This window comes from Streptomyces sp. BBFR25 (assembly GCF_044590125.1).
In the GTDB taxonomy this organism is placed as follows: Bacteria; Actinomycetota; Actinomycetes; order Streptomycetales; family Streptomycetaceae; genus Streptomyces; species Streptomyces canus_D.
The window spans coordinates 902,970-918,590 of record NZ_CP172447.1; the positions used below are offsets into that span (position 1 = coordinate 902,970).

General features: G+C 72.3%; 18 protein-coding genes. 7 read left to right on the forward strand and 11 right to left on the reverse strand.

Annotated features, from left to right (window positions below; all coding sequences use genetic code 11):
• Window positions 1–17 precede the first annotated feature (17 nt).
• Genes paaE through paaA form a run of 5 tightly spaced genes read right to left on the reverse strand, consistent with a single transcriptional unit; the run spans window position 18 to window position 3,755 of the window.
• A complete protein-coding gene (paaE, locus tag ACGH52_RS03850; protein WP_121704453.1) occupies window positions 18–1,124 on the reverse strand; it encodes a 1,2-phenylacetyl-CoA epoxidase subunit PaaE in 1,107 nt (368 codons plus the stop codon).
• Window positions 1,124–1,639 (reverse strand): 1,2-phenylacetyl-CoA epoxidase subunit PaaD, encoded by a 516-nt coding sequence (paaD, locus tag ACGH52_RS03855; RefSeq protein WP_399937584.1) that lies wholly within the window; start codon window positions 1,637–1,639, stop codon window positions 1,124–1,126. Before paaD ends, paaE begins: the two co-directional genes overlap by 1 nt.
• Complete coding sequence (gene paaC / locus ACGH52_RS03860; protein ID WP_399937586.1) at window positions 1,633–2,460, reverse strand: 1,2-phenylacetyl-CoA epoxidase subunit PaaC; 828 nt, start codon at window positions 2,458–2,460, stop codon at window positions 1,633–1,635. The genes paaD and paaC overlap by 7 nt, the downstream gene beginning before the upstream one ends.
• A 9-nt stretch (window positions 2,461–2,469) precedes the next feature.
• Window positions 2,470–2,772, reverse strand: coding sequence for a 1,2-phenylacetyl-CoA epoxidase subunit PaaB (paaB, locus tag ACGH52_RS03865; protein WP_059298856.1), 303 nt, complete (start codon window positions 2,770–2,772; stop codon window positions 2,470–2,472).
• The gene (gene paaA / locus ACGH52_RS03870; RefSeq protein ID WP_076977837.1) at window positions 2,769–3,755 is read right to left on the reverse strand and encodes a 1,2-phenylacetyl-CoA epoxidase subunit PaaA; all 987 of its coding nucleotides are present in this window, start codon (window positions 3,753–3,755) and stop codon (window positions 2,769–2,771) included. The genes paaB and paaA overlap by 4 nt, the downstream gene beginning before the upstream one ends.
• Window positions 3,756–3,968: 213 nt before the next feature.
• Here paaA and paaI point away from each other — a divergent pair, with 213 nt between their 5' ends.
• The 3 genes from paaI to ACGH52_RS03885 all read left to right on the forward strand — a co-directional run bounded on the left by paaI (window position 3,969) and on the right by ACGH52_RS03885 (window position 7,162).
• Window positions 3,969–4,409 (forward strand): hydroxyphenylacetyl-CoA thioesterase PaaI, encoded by a 441-nt coding sequence (paaI, locus tag ACGH52_RS03875; RefSeq protein WP_399946625.1) that lies wholly within the window; start codon window positions 3,969–3,971, stop codon window positions 4,407–4,409.
• Window positions 4,406–5,752, forward strand: coding sequence for a phenylacetate--CoA ligase PaaK (paaK, locus tag ACGH52_RS03880; RefSeq protein WP_399937589.1), 1,347 nt, complete (start codon window positions 4,406–4,408; stop codon window positions 5,750–5,752). The genes paaI and paaK overlap by 4 nt, the downstream gene beginning before the upstream one ends.
• A gap of 111 nt (window positions 5,753–5,863) precedes the next feature.
• On the forward strand, window positions 5,864–7,162 hold the full coding sequence (locus tag ACGH52_RS03885) for an NAD(P)-binding domain-containing protein (RefSeq protein ID WP_059298860.1): 1,299 nt from the start codon (window positions 5,864–5,866) through the stop codon (window positions 7,160–7,162).
• A gap of 98 nt (window positions 7,163–7,260) precedes the next feature.
• Here ACGH52_RS03885 and ACGH52_RS03890 read toward each other — a convergent pair whose 3' ends face one another.
• From ACGH52_RS03890 to ACGH52_RS03915, 6 genes are all read right to left on the reverse strand, one after another.
• On the reverse strand, window positions 7,261–8,388 hold the full coding sequence (locus ACGH52_RS03890; protein WP_399937592.1) for a tryptophan dimethylallyltransferase family protein: 1,128 nt from the start codon (window positions 8,386–8,388) through the stop codon (window positions 7,261–7,263).
• A gap of 207 nt (window positions 8,389–8,595) precedes the next feature.
• A complete protein-coding gene (locus ACGH52_RS03895; RefSeq protein ID WP_399937595.1) occupies window positions 8,596–9,945 on the reverse strand; it encodes a cytochrome P450 in 1,350 nt (449 codons plus the stop codon).
• Window positions 9,946–9,960: 15 nt separating this feature from the next.
• On the reverse strand, window positions 9,961–10,554 hold the full coding sequence (locus tag ACGH52_RS03900; RefSeq protein WP_059298863.1) for an ATP/GTP-binding protein: 594 nt from the start codon (window positions 10,552–10,554) through the stop codon (window positions 9,961–9,963).
• Window positions 10,529–10,906, reverse strand: coding sequence for a DUF742 domain-containing protein (locus ACGH52_RS03905; RefSeq protein WP_076977695.1), 378 nt, complete (start codon window positions 10,904–10,906; stop codon window positions 10,529–10,531). The genes ACGH52_RS03900 and ACGH52_RS03905 overlap by 26 nt, the downstream gene beginning before the upstream one ends.
• Window positions 10,903–11,304, reverse strand: a complete 402-nt coding sequence (locus tag ACGH52_RS03910) for a roadblock/LC7 domain-containing protein (RefSeq protein ID WP_076977694.1) — start codon at window positions 11,302–11,304, stop codon at window positions 10,903–10,905. Before ACGH52_RS03910 ends, ACGH52_RS03905 begins: the two co-directional genes overlap by 4 nt.
• Window positions 11,301–12,485, reverse strand: a complete 1,185-nt coding sequence (locus tag ACGH52_RS03915) for an ATP-binding protein (RefSeq protein ID WP_059298866.1) — start codon at window positions 12,483–12,485, stop codon at window positions 11,301–11,303. The genes ACGH52_RS03910 and ACGH52_RS03915 overlap by 4 nt, the downstream gene beginning before the upstream one ends.
• 333 nt (window positions 12,486–12,818) lie before the next feature.
• Between ACGH52_RS03915 and ACGH52_RS03920 the strand changes: the two genes are divergently transcribed.
• From ACGH52_RS03920 to ACGH52_RS03935, 4 genes are all read left to right on the forward strand, one after another.
• Window positions 12,819–13,571, forward strand: a complete 753-nt coding sequence (locus ACGH52_RS03920; protein ID WP_171987531.1) for a sulfite exporter TauE/SafE family protein — start codon at window positions 12,819–12,821, stop codon at window positions 13,569–13,571.
• A 170-nt stretch (window positions 13,572–13,741) separates the two neighbouring features.
• Entirely contained in the window at window positions 13,742–14,470 is a 729-nt protein-coding gene (locus ACGH52_RS03925; RefSeq protein ID WP_171987530.1) for a trypsin-like serine protease, read from the forward strand.
• Between the two features lie 144 nt (window positions 14,471–14,614).
• The gene (locus tag ACGH52_RS03930; RefSeq protein ID WP_399937601.1) at window positions 14,615–15,454 is read left to right on the forward strand and encodes an ABC transporter ATP-binding protein; all 840 of its coding nucleotides are present in this window, start codon (window positions 14,615–14,617) and stop codon (window positions 15,452–15,454) included.
• A gap of 86 nt (window positions 15,455–15,540) precedes the next feature.
• On the forward strand, window positions 15,541–15,615 hold the full coding sequence (locus ACGH52_RS03935) for a putative leader peptide (protein WP_352146619.1): 75 nt from the start codon (window positions 15,541–15,543) through the stop codon (window positions 15,613–15,615).
• Window positions 15,616–15,621 lie beyond the last annotated feature (6 nt).

Sequence of the window (15,621 nt, forward strand, 5' to 3'; positions counted from 1 at the left end):
CGCGGGCCGTCGCCCGGTCAGCTGTCGTAGTCCACGGTCAGCTTCTCGGAGACCGGGTACGACTGGCAGGTCAGGACGTAGCCGGCGTCGACCTCCGCCGCCTCCAGCGCGTAGTTGCGGCGCATGTCGACCTTGCCGTCGGTGACCAGGGCCCGGCAGGTCCCGCAGACCCCGCCCTTGCAGGCGAAGGGCAGGTCGGGACGGGTCTGCTGGGCTCCGTCGAGGACGGACCGGTCCCGGGAGAGCGGGGCGGTCGTCGAGCGGCCGTCCAGGGTGACGGTGACCTCGCTGACGGGGCCCTCGGGGCCCCTCTCCTCGTGGCGTACCTCCCGCACGGGCTCGTCGTCGGCGTAGAACAGCTCCCGGTGGACACGCTCGGCCGGGACGCCCAGGCCGGACAGGACCTGCTGGGCGTCGGCGACCATGCCCTGCGGTCCGCACAGCCACCAGTGGTCCGCGCTCTCCACGTCCAGCAGGGAGCCGATCAGCGCCGCGAGCCGTTCGGCGTCCAGGCGCCCGGAGAGCACCTCGGCCTCGCGGGGTTCGCGGGAGAGCACGTGGGCGAGGTGGAAGCGGGTCGGGTGGAGGTCCTTCAGGTCGGCCAGCTCGTCGGCGAACATCACCGTGTCGGTGCGGCGGTTGCCGTAGAAGAGGGTGACGGTGGAGCGGTCGTCGGCGGCGAGCACCGACTCGGCGATGGACACCATCGGCGTGATGCCCGAACCGGCCGCGACCAGGACGTGGTGGCCGGGGGTGGAGAGGTCGGGCGTGAAGAGGCCGGTGGGCGCCATCACCTCGACGGTGTCGCCCGGCCGCACCTCGTCGACCAGCCACGCCGAGAACAGCCCGCCCGGCACCACCCGCACGCCGATGCGCGGCGCCGCACCGGCCGGTGCGCAGATCGAGTACGAGCGGCGCTCGTCCCGGCCGTCCACCTCGCGCCGCAGGGTGAGCGACTGACCGGGCGCGAAGGCGAACTCCCCGGCGAGTTCCTCGGGGATCTCGAAGCTCACCGCCACCGCGTCCGCGCACAGCCGCTCGACGGCGGCGACGCGCAGACGGTGGAAGGCGGGCCGGCGGCGGGTGCGCACCGGTGGCGCCGGGACGGGGGCGGTCGGGGCCATCAGATCTCCTTGACGTACTCGAACGGCTCGCGGCAGGCCCGGCAGCGCCACAGGGCCTTGCAGGACGTGGCGGCGAAGCGGGAGGTCTCCTCGGTGTCCGCCGAGCCGCAGCGGGGACAGGGCACCGCGGGCCGGGTGGGCGACAGCACCAGGGAGACCGGGCCGCGGGGTGCGGCGCCCGGTGGGGCGATGCCGTGCTCGGCGAGCTTCCGGCGCCCCGGCTCGGTGATCCAGTCGCTGGTCCAGGGCGGGTCCAGGACGGTACGGATCTCCACCCGCGGGTACCCCGCCTCGCGCAGCCGCGCGTCGACGTCCGCCCGCATCTCGGCCATGGCGGGGCAGCCCGAGTAGGTGGGGGTCAGGCTGGCGACCACGGTGCCGTCCCCGGCCACCTCGACGTCGCGCAGGACGCCGAGGTCGGCGAGGGTCAGCATGGGCAGCTCGGGGTCGGGCACCTGCTCGGCGACCTGCCGGGCGCGGCGGGCGTCCAGGAGCGCGGGGCCTTCGGTCACCATGTCGCCTCCGGGTGGGCGCGGGCGACGCCCTGCAGCTCGGTCAGGAGCGGCGCCAGGTGTTCGGTGTGCTCGCCGGCGCGGCCGGAGCCGGCCGGCGGCCGGTAGACGGGCAGGGTCAGTCCGGCGGCCTCGGTGACCTGGCGCAGGTCGTCGGCGACCTCGTCCCGGACGTCGTAGGCCGTGTGCAGCTCGCCGAGGTACGGGGCGATCCGGTCCAGCGCGGCCCGCATCCTGCGGTGCGACTCGTCCGTGCCGTCGCCCAGGCGCACGCACCACTCGGCGGCGTACTGCCGGTGGTATGTCAGCTCCTTGACGCCCTTGGCGGCGACCGCCGCCAGCACCGGGTCGGGGTGGGCCTGGAGCCGCCGGAAGTGGGCCAGGCGCCAGCTGGAGAGCACCAGCAGCCGGACCACGGCGAACGCGAAGTCGCCGCCCGGGAGTTCGGCCAGGCGGACGTTGCGGAAGTCGTCGGCGTCCCGGAAGTAGGCGTAGGCGTCCTCGTCGCGGCCGGTGCCGTCGGCCTGTCCGGCGCGGGAGTAGAGCAGGCGGGCCTGGCCGAGGAGGTCGAGCCCGATGTTGGCCAGCGCCACCTCCTCCTCCAGCTCCGGCGCGCGCGTGACCCACTCGGCGAGCCGCTGCGCCGAGACCAGGGCGTCGTCGGCGAGCGCCACGCACTCCGCGGCCAGCGCCGCGGCGTCGACGCCCTCGGGCACGGTGGTGTCCACTCCGTGCAGCGGGTCCTCGAAGCCGGTGCCGTAGGCCCAGCGGGTGTCGTCCTCGTGCCCCTCGGCCAGGGTGAGGTAGACGTGGTCGTCGCTCATGCCCTGCTCCTAGATGTGGGGGACGTCGTCGGGGATGTCGTAGAAGGTCGGGTGGCGGTAGACCTTGTCGGCGCTGGGGGCGAAGAACGGGTCCTTCTCGTCGCGGGTGGAGGCGGCGATGTGCTCGGAGCGCACCACCCAGATGCTCACGCCCTCGTTGCGCCGGGTGTAGAGGTCGCGGGCGTGGGTGAGGGCCATGGTGTCGTCGGCGGCGTGCAGCGAGCCGACGTGGACGTGGTTGAGGCCGCGCTTGCCGCGCACGAACACCTCGTACAGCGGCCAGCCCTGCTTGCCGGGATTCTCGGTGCTCATGCCGCCGCTCCCCTCTCCGCGCGGGCGGCCTGCTTGGCGGCGTGGGCGGTGGCCGCCTCGCGCACCCAGGCGCCCTCCTCGTGGGCGGTCCGCCGCCGCTCCATCCGCTGTTCGTTGCAGGGCCCGTCGCCCTTGATGACGCGCATCAGCTCGTCCCAGTCGGGGGTGCCGAAGTCGTGGTGCCCGCTCTCCTCGTTCCAGCGCAGCTCCGGGTCGGGCAGGGTGACGCCGAGCTTGACGGCCTGCGGGACGGTCATGTCGACGAAGCGGCGGCGCAGTTCGTCGTTGCTGTGCCGCTTGATCTTCCAGGCCATCGAGCGGGCCGAGTTGGGCGAGGCGTCGTCGGGCGGGCCGAACATCATCAGGGACGGCCACCACCAGCGGTTCACCGCGTCCTGGACCATCTCCCGCTGGGCGTCGGTGCCGCGCATCATGGTCATCAGCAGCTCGTAGCCCTGCCGCTGGTGGAAGGACTCCTCCTTGCAGATGCGCACCATCGCGCGCGCGTAGGGACCGTAGGAGCTGCGGCACAGCGGCACCTGGTTGCAGATCGCGGCGCCGTCCACGAACCAGCCGATCACGCCGACGTCGGCGAAGCTGAGGGTCGGGTAGTTGAAGATCGACGAGTACTTCTGCCGGCCCTCGATCAGTCGCTCGGTGAGGTCGTCGCGGTCCGCGCCGAGGGTCTCGGCCGCCGAGTACAGGTAGAGGCCGTGTCCGGCCTCGTCCTGGACCTTGGCGAACAGGATCGCCTTGCGGCGCAGCGACGGGGCCCGGGTGATCCACTCGCCCTCGGGCTGCATGCCGATGATCTCCGAGTGCGCGTGCTGGGCGATCTGCCGGATCAGCGTCTTGCGGTAGCCGTCCGGCATCCAGTCCCGCGGCTCGACGCGCTGGTCGCGCGCGATCGTCGCGTCGAAGTGCTCCTGGAGCCCGTCCGGCGCGTCCGGGGGCGGCGCCTCGGCGGCGTGTGTCGTGGTCATCGTCACCAGCTTCCCAACCGACCATTCGTTCGGTACCAGTGTGACGTGTTTCCGTGCGCCGGGCAAGAGCCGGACCGCCGCCGGTCACACTCTTGACAGCGTCGCCGCGTGGCTGGATTACTTGGCCGTGCCGTGAGCTAACCGAATGGTCGGTCGGGAGACAGGGTGGTGGGTACGGTGTCGCAGGCCGTTGAACAGACGCCCACGGAGGCGATGTTCTCCGCGGACGAGGCCTCCAGGGGGCTCGGCATCGAGCTGCTGGAGCACGGCGCGGGCAGAGCCGTGGTCCGCATGACCGTGACCCCGGAGATGGTGAACGGCCACCGGATCGCCCACGGCGGCTTCCTGTTCCTGCTGGCCGACACCGCCTTCGCCTGCGCCTGCAACAGCCACGGCCCGGTGACCGTGGCGGCCGGCGCCGACATCGTCTTCGTCGCCCCGGCCCGCGAGGGCGACGTGCTCGTGGCCCTCGCCGAGGAGCGCGCCCGGTACGGACGCAGTGGGATCTACGACGTGAGCGTGCGGCGCGGTGACGAGGTGATCGCGGAGTTCCGCGGCCGCAGCCGCAGCGTGCGGGACGACGGGCGCGGCCGCGGCGCGCGGGACGAGACGGCGCGCGAGACGCCGGGCACGACGACGAAGGAGTCGCGATGAGCAGCGAGCCGACGACCGGGGCGGCCCCGGCCCCCCGACCGGGCGAGCCCCTCCCCCACGACCTGCTGGACGACGCCGAGCGACTGTCCGGACAGCAGCTTCGCGAACTCCAGCTGGACCGCCTGCGCGCGACCCTGCGGCACGCCTACGACAACGTCGAGCTGTACCGCAAGAAGTTCGACGCCGCCGGGGTCACGCCCGACGACTGCCGCACCCTGGCGGACCTGTCCCGGTTCCCCTTCACCACCAAGGCGGACCTGCGGGACACCTACCCCTTCGGCATGTTCGCCGTCCCGATGGCCGACGTGCGGCGCGTGCACGCCTCCAGCGGCACCACCGGCCGCGCCACCGTCGTCGGGTACACGGACAACGACCTGTCCATGTGGGCGGACGTCGTGGCCCGTTCGATCCGCGCCGCGGGCGGCCGCCCCGGTCACAAGGTGCACATCTCCTACGGCTACGGCCTGTTCACCGGTGGCCTCGGCGCGCACTACGGCGCCGAGCGCGCCGGCTGCACGGTGATCCCCGCCTCCGGCGGCATGACGGCACGCCAGGTGCAGATCATCCAGGACTTCCGGCCCGAGATCATCATGGTCACCCCGTCCTACATGCTCACCCTGCTCGACGAGTTCGAGCGCCAGGGCGTCGATCCGCGCACCAGCTCCCTCCAGGTCGGCATCTTCGGCGCCGAGCCGTGGACCGAGGAGATGCGGCGCGAGATCGAGGAGCGCATGGACATCCACGCCGTGGACATATACGGCCTGTCCGAGGTGATCGGCCCCGGCGTGGCGCAGGAGTGCGTCGAGACCAAGGACGGGCTGCACATCTGGGAGGACCACTTCTACCCCGAGGTGGTGGACCCGCTCACGGACGCCGTGCTGCCCGAGGGCGAGGAGGGCGAGATCGTCTTCACCTCCCTCACCAAGGAGGCGCTCCCGGTGATCCGCTACCGCACGCGCGACCTGACCCGCCTGCTGCCCGGCACCGCACGTCCCGCCTTCCGCCGGATGCGGAAGGTCACCGGGCGCTGCGACGACATGATCATCCTGCGCGGGGTGAACGTCTTCCCCACCCAGGTCGAGGAGATCGTGCTGCGCACGCCGGGCCTCGCCCCGCACTTCCAGCTCCGGCTCACCGAGCGCGGCCGCATGGACCACATGACGGTGCGCGTGGAGGCCCGGCCCGACGCCGGTGCCGACCAGCGCGAGGCCGCCGCGAGAGCGATCGGGCAGGGCGTCAAGGACGGGGTGGGCGTCACCGTGGAGGTGGAGGTCGTCGAGCCGGAGACCCTGGAGCGCTCGCTCGGCAAGATCCGCCGGGTGTGGGACCTGCGGGGCGCGTGAAACGTGAGCACGGACACGTCGGTTCGCCGGTCGTGCTGGTGTGCGGGAAGAAACGGATGGGCAGTAAAGGCATGATCGGGGGAGGTTGAGTACATCCTGGGGGGACATCCCGTGCGTGTGTGTGTGATCGGTGCAGGCCTGTCGGGGCTGGCGGTGGGCCACGCCCTGAAGGAGCGCGGCATCTCCTTCGTCTGCCTGGAGAAGGCACCCGACGTCGGCGGGATCTGGCGCCAGCCGGGGGCCGGTGAGCGGGGCCCGGGCTATCAGTCCCTGCACCTGAACACCGCCAAGCAGCTGACCGGTTACGCGGACTTCCCGATGCCGTCCTCGTATCCGCTCTACCCCCGGCACAGCCAGGTCGCCGCCTATCTGCGATCCTTCGCCGAGTGGGCCGGGCTGCTCGACCACGTCGAGCTGCGGACCGAGGTGCTGTCCGTCCACCAGGAGGCGGACGGCACCTGGACGGTCGTCAGCCGGGGCGCGGACGGCGCGCGCAGCTCGCGCCGCTTCGAGCAGGTGGTCGTCGCCTCCGGACACCACACCGACCCGGCCCTGCCCGACCCGCTTCCGGCCGGCGCGGAATCCTTCGCCGGAACGATTCTTCATTCCCTCGACTACCGCGACGGCGGCGACTTCACCGGCCGGCGCGTCGTCGTGGTGGGCCTCGGCGCCTCGGCGGTGGACATCGCCGCAGACCTCTCCCGGCACGCGGAGCGGACCCTGCTCTCGGTGCGCCGGGGACTGCACATCGTGCCCAAGCAGCTCTTCGGGATGTCGGTCGACGAGATCGCCGAAGCCCCGTGGTGGAACGAGATGTCCTTCGCCGAGCGGCGCCAGTGGGTGGAGCAGGCCCTGCTGGTGGCCCGCGGCCGCCTCTCGGACTACGGCCTGCCCGAGCCCGACCATCCGGTCTTCTCCTCCGCGACGACCCTCTCGGACGAGATCCTCAGCCGGATCCGGCACGGGGCGGTGACCCCCAAGCCCGCGATCGCCTCGTTCGAGGGCGACCGGGTCGTGTTCACGGACGGCAGTTCCGAGACCGCCGACGCGGTCGTCTACTGCACCGGCTTCCACATGACCTTCCCCTTCCTGCCCCCCGGCTGCCCGGTGGCGGCGGACGGCTCGGTCGAGCTGTACCGACGGGTCGTCCCGGCGGACCGTCCCGGCCTGTACTTCGTGGGTCTGGTGCGGCCCGTGGGCGCCATCACCCGGCTGGTGGAGGCCCAGGCCCAGTGGGTGGCCCGGCTGGTCGACGGCGCCGCCGCGCTGCCCGCGGCCGAGGAGATGCGCGAGGAGATCGGCACCTACCTGGCCGGCATCGTCCAGCGCTACGGCCGGACCGAGGGCGCCTCGATCCAGGTCGACGTGGGTCCCTACCTGGCGGAGTTCCGCGAGTCGCTGCCCGTGTGACCGTCCCGCCGGGCGTCCCCGGCCACGACGCCCGGCCGCGTCCGCACAGGGCTCCCGATGGATCGCACCGGGAGCCCTGTCGTGTGCGGACGGCCCGCTCAGCGGACCGACACCGGTCGGCGGACGGCCTCCACGACCGGCGGCCGGACCGCGTACGCCTCCGAAGAGAGGTACGCCGTCACCCGCGGCGCCCGCCCCCGCTGGTGGGCCAGGGCCAGGTAGGCGATCAGGCCCACCCCGTCCTCGGGCCGCCGCGCGGTGAGGGCGGCCAGGGCACGGTCGAGCACGGAGGCGTCCGCGCCGTGCTGGCGCAGCACTCTCGTCGCCCGCGCCAGGGCCTCCCCGTCGTGCCGGACGTAGTCCCGCACCGGGATGTGCAGGGTGAAACCGCTCGGCCGCCCGCTACCGGTGTCGGTGAAGGAGTGGCAGGACAGGCCGGGCCGCCCGCCGAGCCCGGCCGTGCCGGGGCCGAAGCCCGCGGCCGTGCGGAAGAAGCCCTCGACCGCCGCGGGCCCGGGGCCCGAGTCCATCCGGGACAGGTGCCCGGCCTGGCTCGCCGTGAGCCGGTCGTGGCGCACGTAGACCTTCGCCCGGGGCTCCGCCCAGTCCCCGAGGTCCAGGGCCAGGAACGGATACCCGTTGCCCGGAGGCAGGCTCTCGAAGGCCCGGCGGTGCCCGAGCCGGTTCAGGGCCTCGCGCACCGTCGCGGCGGAACGTTCCTCCCCGCCTGCCGAGGGGTTCAGATAGACCTTGACCCCGGGCACGCCGCCGGGCCTGAGTTCCAGCGCGCACCACAGGGCGAAGGGGCCCTGCGGAGCGGGTGGCAGGAACAGGTCCTGGAGTGCGTCGAGGGCGTCGGTGGTGAAGTGCCAGCGCCGCGCCATCGTCCGGATCGCCTCGAGTCCGGCACGGCCTTGGTGAACCAGGCTGTCTGCGCCGCAGCCCGGTTCCACGAGAACCCGCATGGCGGGTGCCGCGTCCGGCCGGAAGGAGAGGGAGAACTCGACGGGGGTGTGGTCGTCGGACAGGAAGGTGCGGGCGGGCGGCGCCGGACTCAGCGGCCGCTCGGCCACCGGTCCCAGTGCGTCGGTCAGGACCTGTGCGTAGGTCTCGACGTCGGTCCGGGACAGGCCGGCGACCGCGCCGAGTCTTCGCAGCTGACCGCCGGTGAAGGAACCGAGCGTGGGGGTGCCCCACGGGTCCGTGCCCGTCGGTGCGGCGGTCACCGGCCCGTCCCCGGCCGAAGCCGCACAAAGCGATACCCGCCCCGGGGGGCGGGTATCAGTGGGTCCGGCGCCGGGAAAGCGGCGTTCGTGGATATGTGGTCCACGACACCTCCTTTGACTCGTGAGCAACTTGAGTACCGCGTTGCTCACTACCCGTGCCGTTCGATCTCTATGCGAAAGGGGCGGATCGGGAGGGTGTTGCGCACATCACCGTGTCAGCCAGTTGAGGAACTGGCTCCACATTCCCTTGGGTTCGGCCGGACGGGCCGCACCGGCGGCCTTCTCCTGCTCGGCCGCCGCTGCGACCGGCCCCGGTTCGCCGCGCCGCGCGGAACGCACCGGGGTGAACCGGGCCGGAAGCGTGGCCAGGGCCCGGTTGAAGGGTCCCGGACGCCACGTCAGGCTGTCCTCGGGTACGGCGAGTTCGACGTCGGGCAGCTCGTTGAGCAGGTGCTCGACGGCCGTGACCGTGATGTGCCGGGCCGGTTCCTTGGACGGGCAGGCGTGCGGGCCCGCGCTCCAGGCGAGGTGGGCGCGGTTGCTGCCGGCCTGGCGGGAGGCCTTGAGGGTCGGGCCGGTGTTGGCCGCGGCGAAGCTGACCAGGACGAGTTCGCCCGCCTGCAGGTGCTGACCGGCGAGTTCCGTGTCGGCGGCCGGGTAGTGCGGGGCGTAGTTGGCCATGGGCGGGTTCTCCCACAGCGTGTCGTCGAGCGCCTCGTCGATCAGTCCGCCCTCGCGGGCGTACCGCTCGTGGGTCAGGAGCCGGTGCAGGGTGTTGCCGAGAAGGTTGCGCAGGGGTTCGGCGCCCGCGCCGAGCAGCAGGGCGAGCTGGTGGACCATCTCCTCGTCGTCGAGCCGGGCCTCGTGCTGCATCAGCCAGGAGGTGACGTCGTCACCGGGCTTGCGCCGCTTGAGCGCGACCAGTTCCCCCACGGCCTGGAAGAGCACCGCGGTGGCCTTCTCGGCGTTGACGCCGTCGAACATGCCGGAGATGCCGAACAGCACCCGGTCGCCGATGTCGGCGGGGCAGCCGAAGAGTTCGTTGAACACGAACAGCGGCAGCTGCTTGGCGTAGTCCCCGAGCAGGTCGGCCGAGCCGCGGGCGGCGAACTGGGAGACGAGGTAGCCGGAGATCTGCTCGGTGCTGCGGCTCAGCCGCCGGGTGTCCACCCGCGCCATGCTGTCGGTGACCGCCTGGCGCAGCCTGAGGTGGTCGGCGCCGTCGGCGAACATGCAGTTGGGCCGGTAGGCCAGCAGCGGTGTAACCGGGCTGTCCGGGCTCACCTTGCCCTCGTTGAAGGCCCGCCAGCGGCGCGCGTCCTTGCGGAAGGTGCCGGAGTCCTGCAGCAGTTGGAGCGCCGCCGCGTAGTCGGTGACCAGCGTCGCCTCGACGCCCGGGGCCAGTTCGACGGGGGCCGCGGCCCCGTAGTGGCGCAGGTACTCGTAGTACGCCTGCGGGTCGGCGGCGAACTCCGGCCCGTGCAGCGGGACCCGGGCGCCGGAGCCGTGGGCCGGGCAGCCGGGCGGCGGCACCGGGGCGGTGTCGTGGGCGTTCATGTCTGCTCCCAGCTCCTAGCGGGTGCGGTCCAGCAAGTAGCGGACGAGGGTGGTCAGTGCGGCGGCCGAGGACTTCTCGTCGCGGGCGTCGCAGGTGACGACGGGGGTGTCGTCGAGCAGGTCGAGCGCCTCGCGCAGCGCCCGCTCGTCGCGCAGCGGCGTGCCGTCGAAGTGGTTGACGGCGATGGCGTAGTCGAGCCCGTAGTGCTCGATGAGGTCGATCACGGGGAAGGAGTCCGCCAGCCGCTCCGGGTCGACCAGCACCAGGGCGCCGAGCGCGCCGCGGGCCATGTCCTCCCACATCTGCACGAAGCGCTGCTGGCCGGGGGTGCCGAACAGGTACAGCACGACGCGGTCGCTGATGGTCAGGCGACCGAAGTCCATGGCGACCGTGGTGGTGGTCTTGCCCTGGACCCCCTTGAGGTCGTCGACCGACTCGGCGGCCTGCGTCATCGTCTCCTCGGTGGACAGCGGCTCGATCTCGGAGATGGAGCCGATGAGGGTGGTCTTGCCCACCGCGAAGTGCCCGACGACGAGGATCTTCACCGCCGTCTGGGTCGCTCCCCCGCGTACGTAGTCCCGCTCATCCAAACTTGGCGCGGAGCCCATTGAGGACCTCCTCCAGGATCTCCTTGTCCGCGAGGCGGGCGCGGGCCACCGGCGGGCGGGTCATGAGGTGTCCGCCTTCCATCAAGGAGGCCAGCAGGATCCGCACGACACCGAGCGGGAAGTGGGTGTGTCCGGCGATCTCGGCGACCGAGAGGTAGCCGGCGGAGCAGAGGTCGAGCAGGCTCTGCTCCTCGGGGGACAGCCGGGCCGGCCGCTGCGGCTGCCCGGCGGAGGCGGTGACCAGGGTGATGAGGGACAGGTCGTCCTCGTCGGGCAGGCCGCGGCCCTTGGTGATGACGTACGGCCGCACTAATTCCGGCGCCTCGGGCTGCCAGCCGTCGTGGCCGGTCATGAGCGGGCGCCCAGGTTCTCGCGCGGCGGCGTCGTCAGCCGCTTGCCGAGCTGGGCCACGAGTTGCTGCATCCGGAAGGTGATGTCCGCCATGTCGACCTCCGGGGAGGCGGACACGCCGAGGTAGGCGCCCTCGCCCGCGGAGATCAGGAACACCCAGCCGCCGTCGAACTCGACCAGGGTCTGCCGCCACGTGTGGGTGGGGTCCTCACAGAAGAAGGCGAGCGTGCGGCTGAGCGACTGCACGCCGCTCATCGCGGCGGCGACCCGGTCGGCGTCGTCCTTGTCGAAGTCCTGCGTCCGGGCCATCAGCAGGCCGTCGGCGGAGATCAGGACCGCGTGCAGGGCCCCGGGAATCTCCAGGGCGCTGTCGAGCATCCATGACAGATCGTCGTTCACGAGACCTCATGTCCTTCGCTGCTTGCACCAGGTGTTTCGCTCGTCCGGCCGGCGTCGTCCGGGCTCGCCGGTTCGGTGCCCCGGCCGGACTGCGTTCCGCGCTGGAAGGCACCCATGATCTGTGCCTGCTCGGAGTCGGAGCGGCCCGCCGCGCGCGGGGCGGAGGCGCTGCCGGGCACGATGGCCATCGGCCGCTTGCGGCGGCGCCGGGGCAGACCGTCGCCGGTCTCGGCGGAGGCGAGCGACGCGGCCTCCGGTCCGCCGTCCGGGACCGGCCGGGCGGTGCCGCGGGCGGCCGGGGCGGGTGCCTTCTTCTCCGGCATGGCGGTGAGCAGTTCGTGCGGCAGCAGGACCACCGCCCGTACACCTCCGTAGGGGGAGGAGGAGTCCACCGACACCTCGAAGCCGAATCGTTCGCACAGCAGGCCGATGACGGCGAAACCGAACTGCGGCGGGTTGCCGAGCCCCGCCACGCCCGAGGCGCGCTCGGTGGCGAGGAGCTTGTCGGCGCGGGCCCGCTCCTCGTCGCTCATGCCCACACCCGCGTCGTCGACCACGACGCAGATGCCCTTGGGGACGGTCCGGATGTTGATCTCGACGACGGTGTCCGGGCTGGAGTAGCTGGTGGCGTTGTCGAGCAGCTCGGCGAGGGCCAGGGCGACGGGTTCGACGGCCCGGCTGGTGATGCCGAAGTCGACCTGGGAGAGGATGTCCACCCGGCGGAAGTGCCGGATGCGCCCCTGGGCGCTGCGCACCACGTCGTAGACGGAGGCGGTGTCGCGCCGCCCGCCGAGCCAGCCGTCGCACAGCACGGCGATGGACTGGGCCCGCCGGCCGAACTGCGAGTTGGTGTGGTCGATCTCCAGCAGGTCCTGGAGGAGGGCCGAGTCGCCGTACTTGTTCTGCAGCCGGGAGAGCACCAGTTGCTGTTCGGCGGCGAGGCCCTGAAGGGTCCGCATGGCGGACTTCAGCACCGTCTTGGTCTCGTCCTCGGCCCGCTCCTGGGCGGCCTGCACGGACTTCCCGTAATCGTTCTCCAGCTCGGTGTAGTGATCCCTGAGCCCCTGGACCTGCTGCCGCAACGCCCGTGCCGCCTTGCGCTGGCGGCTGATGAGCACGGCGGCGGCGACGAGGGCGACGAGGGCGACCCAGAGCAATGGGTTCCCTGTGTATTCCGTCATAAGACTCTCTTCAGGCGACTGACAGCCGGCTTGCTGAATTCCCGTCCGTGCGGGCGGCCCGGCGGACTGCCCGCACCGGGGGGTAGCTGCCCGGACTGCCCCTTACGTCGGGGATGCCGTCTTTCACCCATCCGCCCGCTCCGCAAACGCGGTGATCGTATCACCGCATGATCAGCTGAATTCACGTCAAGAAGTGGCCGTACATGAGCGGTTGGGACCGGCGGACACGCCGACCTGGGCGGTGGGTACAGTCGGCCCCGTGAAAGCTGCACAAGACACCTTCCGGCCGAGTACGGGCCCGGCGCCGGGCGGCACGGGGTGACACCGGAGGCCATGGCCGCGGTGTTCACGGCGGGCGTCGGGGCCGGCGCCATCAACAGCGTCGTGGGCTCCGGCACGCTGATCACCTTCCCGGTGCTGCTGGCCACGGGCCTGTCGCCGGTCACCGCCACCGTCTCCAACGCGCTCGGCCTCATCCCCGGCTCCATCAGCGGGGCCATCGGCTACCGCAAGGAGCTGCGCGGGCAGGGTCGACGCGTCCTGAAGCTGGGTGCCGGGGCGCTGCTGGGCGGCCTCGCGGGCGCCACGCTCCTGCTGACGCTGCCCGCCGACGCCTTCGAGACGATCGTGCCGGTCCTGGTGGGCCTCGCCCTGCTCCTTGTGGCGTTCCAGCCGCAGATCGGCAGGCTGGTCCAGCGCCGCCGGGCCCGCAACGGCACCTCCCCCCGCCGCGACGGCGGCCCCCTGCTCTTCACCGGCCTGACGCTGGCCAGCGTCTACGGCGGCTACTTCACCGCCGCCCAGGGCATCATCTACCTGTCCCTGATGGGCATGCTCCTGGACGAGCCCCTGCAACGGCTCAACGCGACCAAGAACGTCCTCGCCGCCGTCGTCAACACCGTCGCCGCGCTCTTCTTCCTCTTCGCCGCCGACTTCGAGTGGACCGCCGTGGGGCTCCTCGCGGTCGGCTCGGGCCTCGGCGGCTACGTCGGCGCGAAGGTGGGCCGCCGCTTCAGTCCCGCGGTCCTGCGGGGCCTGGTGGTGACGGTCGGCACGGTCGCCCTGGTGCAGCTGCTGCTCCGGTAGGGCCCGCCGGCCACCCCCGGAACGCGCTGGGCCGCCCCGGTCCCGTCCCCTCCGGCATAACGCCGCGTTATGCGAAGCCGGGATTGTTCGGACGGCGGCCGGGCCCGACATGCTGTGGACCCCCACACATCAGCACGCGCCCAGGCGCGTGTCGTCGGAATCGAGGAGCCTTGCGAACAACGAGACTCGTCCCCGCCCTGCTGGCCGCAATCGTGGCCGCGCTGCTGTCCGCCCTCACGCTCGCGCCGTCCGCCTCGGCGGTGGAGCCCCGGCCCGGTGACGGCGGCCCCCAGCCGATCATCGGCGGCGGCTACGCGCAGAACGCCCCCTGGGCGGCCAGGCTGTTCTCCAACGGCACCCAGACCTGCAGCTCGACCATCATCTCCCCCACCTGGATCCTCACCGCCAAGCACTGCGTCAGCGGTGGCAACCTGTCCTTCCGGATCGGCAGCCTCGACCAGGGCTCCGGCGGCACGGTGGCGAGCGGCGTCCAGACCGTCACCAGCCCCTCGGCGGACCTCGCGCTGGTCCGGCTCGACCGGTCCGTCTCCGCCTCCTACGCGCGGCTCGGGCAGCCGGGCACGGTGCGGGTCGGCCAGACCGTGCAGGTCTACGGCTGGGGGGCGACCTCCCGGTGCGGCTCGGAGATCAACTGCCAGTCGCAGTACCTCAAGGTCGCCAACCTGAGCGTGACGCGTGGGTGCTACGACGCCTACAACGGCCAGGCGATATGCGCGCGCCCCGGCGACGGCATCACCGCGGGCGGCGACTCCGGCGGTCCGATGATGGCCGGCGGCATCCAGGTGGGCGTCGCCTCGACCAGCGACCGCCAGACCACCACGGCGTACACCAACGTGACCGCGTACCGCTCCTGGATCCAGTCGGTGGCGGGCGTCTGACGCCTCCCGCCCTCCGCCGCCGGTCCCGCGCCCGGTGCCGCCGCTCACCGTCCAGGGAGCGGACGGCCCGGGCAGTCGGGTGGTGAGTACATCTAGTGTTCGGGGTGTACGACCGAGGGGCAGCGCGCGCGAAGGAGTCACGGCATGACCGGCCAGACAGCCAGTTCCAGCAGGGACGAGCACGAGGCGGCCGTGCTCCGGCTCCAGGACGTGAGCGTGCGCCGCTTCACGACCGACCAGCTGATCCTCGACGCCGTCGACTGGACGGTCCGGCCGGGCGAACACTGGGCCCTGCTCGGGGCCAACGGCGCCGGGAAGACCACCCTGCTGCGACTGCTCGGCGCGCTCATGCACCCCACCACGGGCACGGTCGAGGTCCTCGGCAGCAGCCTCGGCCGGGTCGACGTCCGTGAGCTGCGGGCGCGCATCGGCCACGTCAACTCCGCCCAGCGGGTGCCGCAGGACCTCACCGCCCACGCGGTCGTGCTCACCGGCCACAGCGGCACCGTGCAGCCCCTGTGGCGGACGTACGACGACGAGGTCCGCCTGCGGGCCCGCGACCTCCTGACCGAGCTGGGCGTCAAGGAGCTGACCGACCGGCCCTACGGCGTCTGCTCGGGCGGGCAGCGGGCGCGGATCCTGATCGCCAGGGCGCTGATGGCCGATCCGGCCCTGCTGCTCCTGGACGAGCCGTTCAACGCCCTGGACCTGCCCTCCCGCGAGGATCTCGTCGAGGCGATGCACCAACTGGCCGAGGGGAGGCCGCAGTTGGCCACCGTGACGGTCACCCACCATCTGGAGGAGCTGTTCCCGGCCGTCAGCCACGCCCTGCTGCTGCGCGAGGGCCGGGTCCTGTCCCGGGGTGCGGTGGACGAGGTCCTGACCGACTCCCTGCTGACCGCCTGCTTCGGCCGGGACATCACGGTGGCCCGGCGCGACGGCCGCTGGTCGGCCTACTCGGGCCGCCGCGTTTCCGGAACATGACACGCCCACGAAGGTGTCGTTGCACTACCGGCGGAGCCCACCGGTAGCCCTTGACCGGGTTTCACCCCCTGGTTAGCGTCCACGGCATGCGGACATCCCGGCAGTTCACGAAGCGGCGCGCCATCGATCTGATGCGCGTCGCCACCGCGGTGTGTAGCTGAACCCCA

Excerpts from the sequence above, each read along its gene's own strand:
- ACGH52_RS03915 (WP_059298866.1), bottom strand. The coding sequence starts at position 12,485 with ATGACGGAATACACAGGGAACCCATTGCTCTGGGTCGCCCTCGTCGCC.
- paaE (WP_121704453.1), bottom strand. The coding sequence starts at position 1,124 with ATGGCCCCGACCGCCCCCGTCCCGGCGCCACCGGTGCGCACCCGCCGC.
- paaI (WP_399946625.1), top strand. The coding sequence starts at position 3,969 with ATGTTCTCCGCGGACGAGGCCTCCAGGGGGCTCGGCATCGAGCTGCTG.
- ACGH52_RS03905 (WP_076977695.1), bottom strand. The coding sequence starts at position 10,906 with ATGACCGGCCACGACGGCTGGCAGCCCGAGGCGCCGGAATTAGTGCGG.
- ACGH52_RS03930 (WP_399937601.1), top strand. The coding sequence starts at position 14,615 with ATGACCGGCCAGACAGCCAGTTCCAGCAGGGACGAGCACGAGGCGGCC.
- paaD (WP_399937584.1), bottom strand. The coding sequence starts at position 1,639 with ATGGTGACCGAAGGCCCCGCGCTCCTGGACGCCCGCCGCGCCCGGCAG.
- ACGH52_RS03920 (WP_171987531.1), top strand. The coding sequence starts at position 12,819 with ATGGCCGCGGTGTTCACGGCGGGCGTCGGGGCCGGCGCCATCAACAGC.
- paaA (WP_076977837.1), bottom strand. The coding sequence starts at position 3,755 with ATGACCACGACACACGCCGCCGAGGCGCCGCCCCCGGACGCGCCGGAC.
- paaB (WP_059298856.1), bottom strand. The coding sequence starts at position 2,772 with ATGAGCACCGAGAATCCCGGCAAGCAGGGCTGGCCGCTGTACGAGGTG.
- ACGH52_RS03900 (WP_059298863.1), bottom strand. The coding sequence starts at position 10,554 with ATGGGCTCCGCGCCAAGTTTGGATGAGCGGGACTACGTACGCGGGGGA.
- paaK (WP_399937589.1), top strand. The coding sequence starts at position 4,406 with ATGAGCAGCGAGCCGACGACCGGGGCGGCCCCGGCCCCCCGACCGGGC.
- ACGH52_RS03895 (WP_399937595.1), bottom strand. The coding sequence starts at position 9,945 with ATGAACGCCCACGACACCGCCCCGGTGCCGCCGCCCGGCTGCCCGGCC.
- paaC (WP_399937586.1), bottom strand. The coding sequence starts at position 2,460 with ATGAGCGACGACCACGTCTACCTCACCCTGGCCGAGGGGCACGAGGAC.